At 46.8% G+C, this 14,216-nt stretch carries 11 protein-coding genes; 6 read left to right on the top strand and 5 right to left on the bottom strand.

The genetic code is table 11. The annotated features are described in order from the left end of the window. The first annotated feature begins 2 nt into the window (after window positions 1–2). A complete protein-coding gene (locus tag DC345_RS14180; RefSeq protein ID WP_113053643.1) occupies window positions 3–1,001 on the top strand; it encodes a sensor domain-containing diguanylate cyclase in 999 nt (332 codons plus the stop codon). A 68-nt stretch (window positions 1,002–1,069) separates the two neighbouring features. Beyond that, entirely contained in the window at window positions 1,070–1,900 is an 831-nt protein-coding gene (locus DC345_RS14185) for a methyl-accepting chemotaxis protein (RefSeq protein WP_113053644.1), read from the top strand. 120 nt (window positions 1,901–2,020) lie between these two features. On the opposite strand, the gene DC345_RS14190 is transcribed toward DC345_RS14185, so the two are convergent. Together DC345_RS14190 and DC345_RS14195 are read right to left on the bottom strand one after the other, a co-directional pair. Beyond that, window positions 2,021–3,502, bottom strand: a complete 1,482-nt coding sequence (locus tag DC345_RS14190) for a right-handed parallel beta-helix repeat-containing protein (protein ID WP_258530679.1) — start codon at window positions 3,500–3,502, stop codon at window positions 2,021–2,023. A gap of 172 nt (window positions 3,503–3,674) precedes the next feature. Beyond that, window positions 3,675–4,910 (bottom strand): MFS transporter, encoded by a 1,236-nt coding sequence (locus DC345_RS14195; protein WP_113053646.1) that lies wholly within the window; start codon window positions 4,908–4,910, stop codon window positions 3,675–3,677. A gap of 111 nt (window positions 4,911–5,021) precedes the next feature. Between DC345_RS14195 and DC345_RS14200 the strand changes: the two genes are divergently transcribed. Further along, complete coding sequence (locus tag DC345_RS14200; protein WP_113053647.1) at window positions 5,022–6,821, top strand: SgrR family transcriptional regulator; 1,800 nt, start codon at window positions 5,022–5,024, stop codon at window positions 6,819–6,821. A gap of 63 nt (window positions 6,822–6,884) precedes the next feature. On the opposite strand, the gene DC345_RS14205 is transcribed toward DC345_RS14200, so the two are convergent. Further along, window positions 6,885–7,736 carry a leucine-rich repeat domain-containing protein gene (locus tag DC345_RS14205; RefSeq protein ID WP_113053648.1) on the bottom strand — a complete coding sequence of 284 codons (852 nt, stop codon included), beginning with the start codon at window positions 7,734–7,736 and terminating at the stop codon, window positions 6,885–6,887. 165 nt (window positions 7,737–7,901) lie between these two features. Between DC345_RS14205 and DC345_RS14210 the strand changes: the two genes are divergently transcribed. The 3 genes from DC345_RS14210 to DC345_RS14220 all read left to right on the top strand — a co-directional run bounded on the left by DC345_RS14210 (window position 7,902) and on the right by DC345_RS14220 (window position 9,795). Beyond that, a complete protein-coding gene (locus DC345_RS14210) occupies window positions 7,902–8,579 on the top strand; it encodes a Crp/Fnr family transcriptional regulator (RefSeq protein WP_181586592.1) in 678 nt (225 codons plus the stop codon). 61 nt (window positions 8,580–8,640) lie between these two features. Further along, window positions 8,641–9,297 carry a DUF2625 family protein gene (locus DC345_RS14215; RefSeq protein WP_113053763.1) on the top strand — a complete coding sequence of 219 codons (657 nt, stop codon included), beginning with the start codon at window positions 8,641–8,643 and terminating at the stop codon, window positions 9,295–9,297. 33 nt (window positions 9,298–9,330) lie between these two features. Continuing rightward, on the top strand, window positions 9,331–9,795 hold the full coding sequence (locus DC345_RS14220) for an SMI1/KNR4 family protein (protein WP_113053650.1): 465 nt from the start codon (window positions 9,331–9,333) through the stop codon (window positions 9,793–9,795). A gap of 117 nt (window positions 9,796–9,912) precedes the next feature. On the opposite strand, the gene DC345_RS14225 is transcribed toward DC345_RS14220, so the two are convergent. Together DC345_RS14225 and DC345_RS14230 are read right to left on the bottom strand one after the other, a co-directional pair. Then, window positions 9,913–11,238: an MFS transporter gene (locus DC345_RS14225; RefSeq protein ID WP_258530680.1), complete on the bottom strand. Its 1,326-nt coding sequence runs from the start codon at window positions 11,236–11,238 to the stop codon at window positions 9,913–9,915. 170 nt (window positions 11,239–11,408) lie between these two features. After that, on the bottom strand, window positions 11,409–14,060 hold the full coding sequence (locus DC345_RS14230) for a cation-translocating P-type ATPase (protein ID WP_113053652.1): 2,652 nt from the start codon (window positions 14,058–14,060) through the stop codon (window positions 11,409–11,411). Window positions 14,061–14,216: the final 156 nt, after the last annotated feature.

Below are 14,216 nucleotides of genomic sequence, written 5' to 3' on the forward strand. Positions count from 1 at the left end.
TCATGGATATTCAATTAGATGTGGCTCCATGTGGCTACTTCTCGATCGCTGATTCGGGAATCATTCAATCCATTAATCAAACCCTGCTGACTTTGCTGGGATATGAACGCAACGAGCTGTTGGGACGACATATCGAGTCCACCATGTCTGTGACCAACAAGCTTTTTTTTCATACGTATTTCTATCCCTACATTCAGTTATATGGACATGTGGATGAGATGTATTTTTCATTTCGGACCAGCGATCAACAGGATGTTCCGGTTCTACTGAACGGGGTTCGCCAGACCCGCAATGGGGAAAACGTAATCGATTGTGTTGTGGTTGTCATGCGCAAGCGAATTGAGCATGAAAAGGATATTTTGAATACCAAAACGAAGCTGCAAGAGTTGTATCAAGCTACCCATGAAGCGAACAAGGAGCTTGAACGACTGCACGAAGAATACAAGGTGAAGCAGCAGGCATTGATTAAAGTAAATGATCAGCTGGAGACAATGGCCTCGACGGATCTGCTTACAGGACTCAAGAACCGCAGATTTTTTCAGGATAAAATGCTGGAAAGTTTGGCTCTCTTCCGGGATACTCAGTTTGTTTTCTCCCTTCTTGTCGTTGATATTGATCACTTCAAGAGTATTAACGATACGTATGGACATCCGATTGGAGATCTGGTTTTGGGTAACCTGGCAGGCCTGCTGCAATCGGTGTCACGAAGCACGGATGTGGTGGCGCGTTATGGCGGAGAAGAATTTGTCATTATTCTTGCGGATTGTGATCGAGAGCAAGCTGTAACTATAGCAGAGAGATACCGTTCACAGGTCGCCTCTGCCGATTGGGGAGAGTATAACATTACAGTGAGTATTGGCGCGGCAACGGTTTCGCAGGAAGATACAGATCAGTCTTTGTTTCAAAAGGCGGATCAGGCGCTCTATGCCTCCAAAACGGGCGGGCGAAATCGGGTGACCCATGCAGCCGAAGCAGCGAGTAATGGTATTAAGCCTTCATAATGGATTAATAACTGTCGATATAATATTCAGCACTATTATCTCTATTAAGAGGAAGTGAATATATCATTATGAATCAGGTTGAGGCTGTTTTGGCTGCAATACCATTTATTCGCGAAGCTACACGTCAGGATGTTTCCATATCGGTCATGGACCGGGAAAAATTCCTATTTTTCGAATCCGGTAACGCTTTGAAATATGATTTCAAGGCAGGAGACCCAATTGCAGATATACACAGAGACTTTAAGATGTTAAAAAATGAAGCCAAGACAAGGGAGCATTATCCGGCTGAGGTTTTTGGCATCGCTACGGATTCCTATTTCCTTCCGATTAAGAATGAACAGAACGAGATAGAAGCAGTCCTTTGCATTACATATAGTATGGATACCCAGGATCAATTGAAAAAACTGATGAATCAGGCAGGAGAAGTTACAAGCAGACTGATTGAAGGTATCCAGCATGTAGCTGCTCATTCGGAAGAGTTGAGTGCAACCTCGGAAGAAATTTTGAGCAATACGAAACGCGCGGTTGAAGATTCCAGTAATGTGAATGAAGTGGTTAGCTACATAAAAGAAATTTCAGAACAGACCAATCTGCTGGGTTTAAATGCTGCAATTGAAGCGGCGCGGGTCGGTGAAGCCGGGGCAGGCTTTGGAGTAGTAGCCACGGAAATCCGTAAAATGTCAACAGGGACAAAGGAAGCCACGGGACGAATAGAACAGTCTCTTGATGCTGTGAAAAAGTCCGTACTGAACATGGAACAGGAGATTGCCCAGATTTCAGTTTCTTCTCAAGAACAGGCCAAACTGGTCACAGAGTTTATGAGTGTAATTGATCAATTGAACGAAACCAATCATGGCTTGCGGAAACTGGTAGAAAAAATTACTGACGACGCTGAATAATAATTTGTAGCGTTTAATCCTGTACTCCATATCCTGAAGTCGAAAAAACGCTCAACCATCATCGTGGCTGAGCGTTTTTTTCGGTTTGTTTAGAGTTTCACCAATTGGAATCATATCAATCTACTCATGGCTCATAAATCCATTTCCAAGGGCAGGTGAACTGCCTTGGAGAGCGAAATCTTCGTTGGCTTCATCTACAAATTGGGGGTTTACATACAATGAATGTGCGTCATTTCCTGATCCATCCGTGTAGGAGGTGAAGCCGGAATACTCTGTATTTTTCCATACCCACAGGGCCTCTTCTTGTGGTGCAGGGGAGTAGTACACATTATAATCAAATACATTCCCCGAATTACTGGTGTATTCATTGTAAATGAGCACGTCAGAGCTGCCCGATACGAGAATGTTCCGTTTGAACGTATTGTTCTTCGTTTGGGCTTGCAAGAAGAGCTGCCCATTGCCTGCATCCAGCAGGTCGTTATCTACTAACGTATTATACATAATCGTGCTGTCCTCGGTAGAGCCACGCTCCTCATCATAACCGCCCATGGCGATGCCTGTAAGCCTGTTGTGAAAAATCAGATTATCCTGTAACGTAATGTGGCTGGTCGAACGCCCGGCATGCTCCGAAGCAATCTCGATTCCGATATCGTTGCGATATACCCGATTATGGTCGATAATATGATTTTTGCCTCCATCTACATAGATTCCCCCAGCTGAATTGCTGTCATTAGGGAGATTCGTTCCATAGGACGGATTAAGATTGGAAGAGATATTATAGACCTCATTTCCCCGTATAATCCCGTTTCGCGCTAGATCGTAAGTGTCGTCCTCCGAAGTTCCTTCATACCCAATCAGATCAATACCGATGTTGTCGGTATCATGGATCGTATTGTCCAGTATCCCAAACGTATCCACATTCCCGTTGACTGCGAGTGACTCACTTGAGCCTAGCACGAGATCATACATTTCATTATCCTTGATGATAATATCACGCAATGCTTGGGGATGCTCCGTACCATATATCGCAATTCCATGGGCATCTCTGCCCTGTAAATCGGGTCCTGAAGGTTTAGCATCATTGGCAATGGAATGAATGGTGTTGCCCAGCAGTTGAATGTGCTCTCCTGCCCCGTGAACATATATGCCAGAAGGCACTTGTCCCCGAAGTGAGGTAGTAAAGTTGCGGATTTCGAGATTTTGAATCGTAATATAGCTGGCATTTTCGACTTCAATCAAACCCTCTATGCCGCGTACCGACAGACCTTCACCATCAATGATGACCTTCTCCTGTAGATAGCTGGAAAACAGGGTTGGATTGCCTGATGAATTACCGCTTCTGGTAATCTTAACTTTTTGGTGATAGATACCTTCCCGCAAATAAACGGTGCTTCCCGGGGGAGCATGGTCGGCAGCATGCTGCAACGTTTTCCAGGGAGCTTGAATGGTTCCTTTGTTCAAATCGTTTCCTTGTGGTGATATGTAATACATCTTCTGGGTATCCGGTACCTGCACAGCCTCGGGAGAAGGGATGGATGAAGGCTCGTCCTTCTGACAACCGGTTGCGAACAGAATCAGAGCCAGGAGTACAATTGCAGCCATACGATACAAGTTGATTCCTCCTTAATAACAAGCTATGAAGTTCGATTATAGCAGATTTGAATGGTGAATTAGCGCGTGAGTACTCATAGAATTTCAGAATGGGGAGAGGTTCCTAGAAACAGCGAAACAGGTGGTGAGTGTGATCTCGCCACCTGTTTGTATATGTTGCTTGTTATTTTCGGTCCCAGAGCACACTGTAGCGGCAGCAGATAAAAATGATGACATTGACGGCTGCGGCTATGCCGAACACCAACGCAGGATTGGACAGCTCGGAGATCCAGCCGCTTCCCCATATAGCCAAGGGCATGCCGAGCTTGAACAGAGAGCCGGTAATCCCGCTGATCCGGCCTATCATGTGATGCGGCGTGGATTCCTGACGGAATGTCCAGATGCAGATCGTGCTGATGGTTTGGAAAATACCAGATAGAAACAGGCCCACTGCAAGTCCGTAGGTGGAGTGGGACAAACAAAGGATTAAAAAGGCGAATCCTTGAAGCAATGTGGTCACCACAATCAGCACGCCAGCCGAATATTTGCGGCGCAGGGAGCTTACCATCAGACTACCGATTAAACCACCTGCCCCGGCAGCAGCTAGTACAAGTCCAAGCTCCAGATTACGCAGTTGCAAAGTATCTTTGGCATAAAAGATGACGGTTGCATCCACCATACCATAGGTGGCATTGAGAAAAATGACCGTAATGCTGATAACCAGCAACATATGGTTGCGTCGCAGTTCGATCCAGCCTTCTTTAAAGTCTACCCAGAAGCCCTGAGGAGATGTTCCTCTGGACACAGGTGCAGAGTGCAGTGGTAATAGAATGATACATGATACCGCAAGTAAAATGGCCGTAATTAACAGCCCCGTATACAAGTTGGATAACATCAAAAGCATTCCTGACAGGGCGGAACCCATAATGGTAATTAACGTTGTGGTGAAACCCAGAGCCGCATTAGCTGACGTTAGCAGTGGCGTAGGCACCGATTGCTTGATCATGCCAGCTGATGCATTGCGAAAAGCATAACTTAGTGTCATCAGCATAAAACCGCACCCGTAGAGTACATAAATGGAAGGTTTACCGTATTGAAAAGACAGAAACAGCGCGAGCAGAAGCATAACCTGTAACGCGATGGAGCCAATAGACCACCATTTCTTATGCACCCGGTCCATCAGTACACCGATAAACATGGCGAGAAACAGATTCGGCAGAAATTCAATGCCACGCATGGTGGACATCGCTACAGGAGATTTTGTGAGTTCATATAAAATAAGAGGCAGGGCCAATTCATAGATTTGATTGCCCAGAGCAATGATGCCGCTGGCAACAAACAGAATGATAAAGCTTGGATTTCTCCATACGGATGTGGCGGGTGTGGTGACAGATGCGGCGTGTACGTTGATTTCGGACATGGATAACAATCTCCTCTTTACGTGTGGTAATGAGGTCCATTATACTTTTGCAAAAGAGGAAGAAAAAGCGAAGCATTCACCAAGTCGACTTCGCCTTTTAGGAGGGTGAAGATGGACGCAGAAGAGCATTACCTTATCTTGCGCACCCAGTTTGAGGGTGTTCCTGAGCAGGAAATGATTGAAGTCACGATGGAACAGGTCACTGAACTGCTGGATTGTTCGAGGCGCAATGCACAGCTAGTTCTGAACAAATTGATGGAATCCGGTTATTTGACATGGATACCCGGTCGTGGAAGAGGCAAGGTATCCCGAATGTCTTTTCATATTTCGATATCGGATCTGCTTGCAGCCAAAGCGAAGCAGCTTGTGGAGAATGAGCAGCTGAATGAAGCATGGCGTTTAATTGATTCTTCCGGTACACAGCGAATGAAGGATGACTTTACCGATTGGCTGGAACGACAGCTGGGCATCTTGCGCACCGATGAGGAGGAACGGGAGGTGCTGCGTTTTCCCTTTTACCGTCCAGTCCCTCATCTGGACCCCGCGTGGGTTCAGCGGCGTACTGAATCTCATTGGGTAAGGCAGATCTTCGATACACTCCTCATATTCGATCCAGAGGAAAAACGTATTCTTCCTGGACTAGCCCATCATTGGGAATGGGACGAATCATCATCGCGCTGGCGATTTTACTTACGTAAGGGAGTACGGTTCCACCACGGTCAGGAAATGACTGCACAGGATGTGAAATTTACATTTGAACGCATGTCAGGAAGGACATCCTCAGAATGGATATTTTCTTTAATTAAAGCTATAGAGACTCCCGGGAGATATCGCATTGACTTTTATTTTGCCCAGCCCAATGCAGTATTTCCAGCTTTTCTCTGTACGGATCGCTGTTCGATCGTACCTGAAAATTTGGGAGGCCCTGATAAAGCTGCATGTTTCCCAGCACTGCCGATTGGCACGGGTCCTTTCCGTATGATCAAAAATAATGAATCCCTGCTTGTATTGGAAGCGAATGATCTTTACTTTGAAGGGCGTCCTCATCTGGATCGGATTGAGATGTGGGTGTGGCCGGACTATGAAGGACAACCTGGATCACACAGGACAGGCAGGGATATGCAGCTGTTATATTCGGATGCGAGTAGAGAATCAACGAGTGAACCCTCTCTCAGCCAGTTGGAGAATGGTAGCACCTATCTGACCTTTAACCTGAGCAAAGCAGGGATTCAGCAAAATATTCTATTTCGTCAGGCCATAGATATGGGATTGGATCGGGAACGAATGATTAAGGAACTGGGTGGTCTTAGGCAGTGTGCATCGGAAGGGTTTGTGCTCAGTGGAGCGCAGCAGGATGACACAGCGAGTTTTGATCTGGATGAAGCCAAAAAACGGATTCAGGCATCCGAATATGGAGGTCAGTCTCTGAACCTGTACACGTATGAATGGTTGGAGAATGAAAAAACGGCTGCGTGGATTAGCAGGCGATGCAAGGAGATGGGGGTTCAACTGAACGTAGTGAAGCTCCCGATCGAGCATCTGGCTGACGCTCAAGTGCTGGCAAAGGCCGACCTGGTCATGGCAGGAGAAGTGCTTGGCGAGCAGGCAGACCTTACCCTGCTGGAGCTGTATCAATCCCGTTTCAGTTTCCTGCGTAATCACCTCAGCCCGGAATTGACCGCTTATGTGGATGACAAGTTAACAGTATGTATGGGAGAACCAAGCTCGGATGAGCGAATGAAGCTGCTTATGGACATTCAGGAAAAGCTCAAAAGTTCATCTAATGTCATCTTTCTGTATCACAGCCTTCAGAAAGCCCAGCATCACCCCATGCTTGAAGGCATGGCCTTAAATGCATGGGGGAAAATCGACTACAAGCATATCTGGGTGAAGCATGTCGAGGAAGTGTAACATCGAGAAATCCAAGATGGTACTATCCTTCATTCGACCTTTTCATGCAGAAGGCTATAATGCTCATGTATAAACCACACAGCCTCTTTGCTCGAGGGTAGTTAAGCAGGAAGTGGGCCTCAGATTGCTATTCCACCTGAGATCAAGCTTCTCCAGATGCTCCAGCTCCAGGATGGATTCAGGAATTTCCAAAATGTCGTTATCTCTCAAATCTAGCTCAATCAGGTTGGCGAGTGCACCGATTTCTGAAGGTAACTGGGTTATTCTGTTTGTTCTAAGGCTTAGCTTTCTCAATTTTTTCATGCCCTGAATAGAGTGAGGCAGTTCATTAATCCGATTGTTGTTACAATCCAATATGCGAAGTTCAGTAAGGTGGCCTAGTCCCTGAGGCAGGAAAGTGAGCAGATTACCGTATACGTGAAGTTCTCTCAATTGGCTTAGTTCGGTAAGCGATTCGGGAAGTGATTCCAGTTTGTTATAATATAAACGTAGCTCAATGAGGCTCTTCAGATTGCCTAATTCTGCTGGGAGCTCCCGAAGCTGATTGTCTGTAACATTCAGATATCGAAGTGACTTGAGGTTACACAACTCTGCAGGAAGATTTGTAAATCGATTGTTGCTCAGGTAGAGGAACGTATCCAGCGAGCTTAATTGTCCAATTTCTTTGGGCAGCTGTTCGAGACGATTATGTCCAAGATCCAGCATTCTCAAGCGAGCAAGGCGACCGATAAGGCTTGGCAAAATCTCAATTTCATTTCCTGCATAATTCAAAACTTCAATATCAGTATGTTGGAACAGCCGATCGGGAATTGTGTTGATCCGGTTGTTATAGAGGCTTAGTTCAAGCAGATTTTCAGTATCCCATACATGTTCCGGTGTCTCGGTTAAACCCAGCCCATCCAGATTAATTCTCATCACATTCTCTCCTCGTTATACAAAATAATGGACATGCTGGTTGTGGCAAATAGGTGGTTTGATTGTGGCAACGTGTGCTTGAACCTACTATAACAGCGCTGGTGAAGAAGTGCTGTATGCCAGCATACGATCATCCGAGGTACAGAAAGGAAGCTTATGGGCATTATGACATTATGGCAAGATATTCCGTTATTCAGAGACTTGTATCCGGAAGAACTTGAAGAAATCCGTCCTTTATTCCGAACGATATCTTACCCCAAAGGCAAACGGATTTTTGATGAAGGTGAACCGAGTCATTATGCCTATATTGTGTTATCGGGAGTCATCAAAGTGTACAGAACGACACAGGGGAGAGAGCATACAGTTGATTTGCTGGGTCAGGGCGATGTCTTTGGAGATATGGAGCTTGTCGATCCCATCAAGGAGAGGCTGTTATCTGTGGTTTCCCATCGTGACAGTGTGGTCTGTACCATTGACGGTAAGGTATTCAAACAGTTGATTGCCCAATATCCAGGTGTTAAAGACCGTTTGCTACAGCTTCAGATTGATCGTCTGATCCTGGCTAATGAGAAGCTGCATGAGATGAAAATCAATGATGCCAAAACACGATTAATGCTGACGCTGCAAAAACTGTATTCCAAATTCGGTGCACAGGAAGAGGGAAAGTCCATCATTAATTTGAGACTGACTCATCAGGATCTGGCAGATATGGTTGGAACTCTGAGGGAAACGGTAAGCATATTGTTAAAGGATTTGCAGCAGCAGGATGTGGTGCAAATGCAAAATCAAAAAATAGTTATTATGAACCCTGAAGCGTTGATGAGCTTCGCCAAGTCTGAATAAACGAGCAGCTATTGGAAATGAACGATATGTAAAGTTATAGGTTGGAGAGGGGCGAGTGATCATGCATAAACTATCTGCAAATGAATTAGTGGATCGGGAACATCATGCTTGGGAGGAACTCAAGGAACTGTTGGACCATGGACAAAATAAATACACCTATATACCTGCACAGCGGGAGGTCGGAGAAGATGCGCTCTATCGCCTCCAAGTAAGCACCAAATCCTATTTGGGAGCCGTTGCCTATGAGACAGAGGGAATCGTGTTGGATGATGGCTGGATTACATTACTTGGATCGGGTAGTGACCGTATTTTCGGGAGTCTGACCCGTTGGAATGGTGTTGGTGACATGCCGTGTGTACCCGCATTGGAAGGCATGATGATCGTCGCCTACGATGCCGCGGGTGGATTTTTCGGAATGGATATGGGTAAGTATGGCCGTACGGGACATGTATACTATTTTGCCCCTGACACGCTGGAATGGGAATCGACAGAACTGGCTTATTCAGGCTTCATCAACTGGTTGGCCAATGGTGATCTGGAGCAGTACTATCAGACCTTTCGCTGGAAGGGTTGGCAAAACGACATGGGGCAGCTTCAGACAGGGCAAGTATTTGCATATTATCCACCGCTTTGGACAGAGGAGGGCGGCGGCGAGAGCAGCACAAAAGCTCCTGTAGCGGTGGAGGAGGCCTGGAAGGCAGCATTGGCTGGGAAATGATGTGTTATGACAGGGCTGTAGGGGAGGGAGTGTATGAATAAATTGAATATCGATAACATTCAGAAGTATTACGGCATTGTGTTTCCCCACGAATATGTGGAGTTTCAGCAGGAGTCTGGCGGTCAGGCATTTGACATGATTGAAAATGGAGAGATCATTGATTGGGAGATTCGTTTCTCTGCTCTCGATGATCAGTTCATTGCGAATAACATCAATCTGGTTGACGATGTGAATCCCGATCCACGCCGGATCATTCCATTTGCTTGGAGTGTCAGCAGCGGCAACAACTATTTATTGGATTATCGAACGAATTCAGAATCTCCTGGCGTACTGGTTATGGATCATGAAGAAGCAATGGTGCGCGAAGATGCTGAGAGTGAATCAGAGACGTCGGAGGAAGCCCAGCAACTGCTGGAGGAAAATGTACGAGAGATCGCTACCAATTTCAATATATTCATAACTTGTTTAAAAGCCAGATCGAGTGATTCAGTAGAGTGATTCACCGTTTGAACATCCTCGTGAACGACAAAAGGCTCGCGCTATGCGCGGGCCTTTTACTCAACGAATACATGCATGTTCTAATTGAATGATATAGAATACATCCTTGTTTGCAACCTATCCAGTCTCAGTCATTGTAGTCGTAGAGTTCGATCGTGCAGCTTTGTTATGCCAAACCACGATGACAAGCGAGATCAGACAGACTAAAAGCAGACATCCATATACATAATGATAGGCTTCCTCAATCGGAACGCCTGGAATGCCGTGAAGCAGTAGACCGCAAACAGCTACGGATACCGAGCCGCCAAAAAACTGAATCAACTGCAGCAAACCCATACCGGAACCGATCTGTGCTTTGGGCAGCACCCGAGACGCTTCGTTATTCAGCGAAGCTATCGATGCGGAGAGTGCCGGGGAGAAAAAGAGATATCCGCCGGTGATGATCAAGGCAGACTGATTCAGTCCCAGCATAAACAGAGCAAGTACTGCGGCAAGCAAAATGTGTCCGATCATCAGAAAACGCATATTGCCATAACGGTCGATCCAGCGACCTACGAAACGGGTGCAGAATGCCGAAACGATGGCACCCGGAGCAATCAGCAGACCAATAGCCAGTGACGAACGTCCAAACAGATCAGCGAGCACTAGCGGCATCAGGAACAGATTGCCCAGATTTACGACCAGAACACAGAAGCCGATGATCAGCAGCCGGGTAAACCCGGGTGTTCGGAATACATGTGGATTCACAAAAGGAAGGCTCGCCCTGCGAATATACACGATGTGTGCAACAAGTGAAATGACACCTATAGCCAGCCATAACCATGACTGTTGAGTGATGGCAACCAGAAGAGTGGTTGCATTAATCACGGTTAATGCTGCACCGATCATATCAAAAGGATTCTCAGGTTTGGTCGTTTCACGAGGTAGAAAATAGAGCAGTACGGGCAGCGCAAGCAGGACAAGCACTGTGATAGCGAAAAGTCCATTCCAGCCCCAATACTCGCTAATGAGTCCACCCACAATGGGACCAAGCCCAAATGCCATGGCACTGCCTGATGAGATCAGTGCGATGGCAGCTCCGCGTCGCTCCACTGGAATATAACGGCTTGCGATGACAAGCCCAAGTCCGGCCATCACCCCTGCACCCGCAGATTGCAAAATACGTGTTAGCAATAGAATTGAAAAGCTGTGCGCAAATAATCCAAGCAATGAAGATAAGCCCAAGATCAGCAATCCAACCGTCAGCAGTTTGCGTACCGGAATACGGTCAGACAAACGACTGTAAATCACCGTCGACAAGGCGTAACCAATGGAGTAGCTTGAAATGACCCAGGACCCCAGGTCCGATGTAATCTGAAGATCATGAATAATCACGGGTAAAGAGACGTTAAACATGGTGGTATTCATCACAACGATGAATAGGCAGCAAGTCCAGAGAGGCATTACAATTTTATCTTTCACGTAACCATTCCTGTCTATGAATTCAATAAACCATTTTACGCTCAATCTATGTATATGGCAATAATGTCATACGGATTCGTGTGGTAATCAGAACAAAACGACGTCCTGACCAGGACGCCGTTTTGGTATATGGCACTTTCATGTGTTCATTTTTAGGAAGCAGTAGTTGATGTGCCACGATTGCGAATCCACTTGATGACATCCATCAGAATGACCGCGGCGAGAGCGAGTCCCCCTGCGATGAGGAACTCATTCCAGCCAAAGGCTGCCGGGATGGCGAAGATGCTGCGAACCCCTGGAATCAGCGTGATTCCATACAGGCAGAGACAAACCAGGATGGAGCCGAGGACATATTTGTTGGTGGTGAAGCCAACCTGGAAAATCGTCTGTGTGTTGGAGCGAGCTGCAAAAGTTTGCAGACTCCGTGCCAGAATCAGGGTTGTGAAGGCCATTGCCACACTCATTTCCTCCGAGATCCCAAGTCCAATATATTGGGATACGATAACAGCCACCCCGATCAGAACACCACGTGTAATGACAGCCTGCAACGTTCCGCCGGCAAAGATGCCTTCGTTGATATCCCGCGGTTTGCGCCGCATGACATCCGGTTCAGCTTTTTCGGTGCCCAGTGCAATGGCAGGCAGGGAGTCATTCACCAAATTGATGAAAAGCAGCTGGAGAGCTGTAAATGGGTTCACCCAGCCGACCACAAGTGCAAACAAAATGGCGATAATCGCCCCGAGGTTTCCTGCAAACAGGTACGCAATGGCTTTTTTGATATTATCAAATACCATACGTCCGACACTGACTGCATTTACGATGGAAACAAAGTTATCATCCGTCAAAATCATGGCTGCCGCATCTTTTGCGACATCCGTCCCGCTGCCCATCGCTACGCCGATGTCTGCCTGTTTCAGTGCAGGTGCGTCGTTGACACCGTCTCCGGTCATCGCTGCAATCTTGCCTTTGCGCTGCCACGCACGCACGATGCGGATTTTATTTTCAGGAGATACGCGTGCATACACCGAGATATGTTCGAGTTGCTGATCGAGTTCTTCATCGGACAGTTTGTCCAGCTCTGCTCCGGTAAGAGCCAGGTCGTCCGGGCCTGCAAGTCCGATATCAATACCAATGGCTTGGGCTGTTGTTTTGTGGTCTCCAGTGATCATGATGGTGCGAATGCCCGCCTTCTTGGACTCTTCGATGGAACCATATACCGCTTCACGCGGTGGATCGATCATAGAAGTTAGACCAACAAGCGTTAGATCATGTTCGTCCTCGATGGTGAGCTGATCTTGGTCATCAAACTTTTTGTAGGCGTAAGCCAGCACACGAAAGGCCCGTTTGGAGAATGCTTCGTTTTTTTCTTCAAACTGCGTGCGAATCTCGGGTGTCAATGGCTGAACTTCTCCGTTTATAAAAACATGGCTACACCGGCTGAACAGCACATCCGGGCCGCCTTTGGTCAGCAGAGCCGTCTGTCCTTCAAATGTGTGCACTGTACTCATCAGTTTCCGGTCCGAGTCAAAAGGAAGCTCGGCTTCACGCGGAAACTGGTCACGAATTTCATTGTAATCCTTGTTCACCCGGTTACTGAAGGCAATGAGCGCCACTTCGGTAGGATCACCAAGTTCCTTGCCTTCCTGGTTAATATTCGAATCATTGCAGAGTACTGCAATATGTAATAAGCGCCGTTCCTCTGCAGACCACTGTTTGGGATCATCGGGGAATTGGTCTTTGGTGCCATGTGGAATGTAATAGTCCACCACGGTCATTTTGTTTTGAGTAAGCGTTCCTGTTTTGTCGGTACAGATAATGCTGGCAGAACCCAAGGCTTCTACGGCAGGAAGACGTCTGATGATGGCATGCTGCTTGGCCATTTTATTCGTTCCCAGAGACAATACAATCGTCACAATGGAGGAAAGGGCTTCAGGAATGGCGGCGACAGCTACGGCAACTGCGAACATGAGGGCATTCACAATGGATGGCCCGATATTTTCCGTTCCTTCAGTTAACCAGACACGTCCTGCTTCGATGGCGAAAATAAGAATCGACAAGCCCAGGATAAAGAAGCCCAGCTTCTTGCTAAACGATTCCAATTTGCGCTGTAACGGGGTTTCCTTCGCCTCAGCATTTTCAATCAATTCGGCAATCTTTCCGATTTCCGTTTTCAGCGCTGTACCCGTAATGACGAGCGTACCCCGACCATACACCACCAGTGATCCACTGAATGCCATATTGCGACGATCACCGATCGGAGCTTCTTCCGGGATGGCATCTGCGTGTTTCTCCGCTGCTTCGGATTCTCCGGTCAGCATGCCTTCGTTGATTCGCAAGCTGCCTGATTCCAAAATGCGGCCGTCTGCCGGGACATAATCCCCTGCATCCAGCAAGACAATATCGCCGGGAACAAGTTCCCGCGCGGGAATCGTTTTTTTCTGCCCGTCACGAATGACTTTGGCTTCGGGAGCGGACATTTGCCGGAGTGCGTCCAGAGAACTTTCGGCCTTTTTGGTCTGCACAACGCTGATTACCGCATTTAACAGAATGACGAGAAAAATGATTAGCGATTCAATCAGGTGTCCAAGGACGATCTGAACAGCGGCTGCGATCAACAGCACGATAACCATGGGATCTTTAAAATTTTCAATAAACAGCTTCCAGACGGGGGTTGCAGCTTTTCCTTTTAACTCATTATAGCCTTCTGTCTCCAGTCTCTTCGCAGCCTCAGAGGTTGTGAGCCCATCAATGGAACTCTGAACGTCCTGAAGCGTCTCCTCTGCACTGTGTCTGTAATATTGCAAATGACCAGCTCCTTGAATCATAGATTTCAATGTGCTTCACTTGTATTACCCTTACGGGCAAAATATAGAATCGTTGCATTTCATTATTTTTATGTACACAGTATTTTTCATAAGGAGTCCAGATATCCCTGTTTTAATTTTTTTATTTCCAGTGAT

The sequence above is a fragment of the Paenibacillus taichungensis genome (genome assembly GCF_003287275.1).
Lineage (GTDB): Bacteria > Bacillota > Bacilli > Paenibacillales > Paenibacillaceae > Paenibacillus > Paenibacillus taichungensis_A.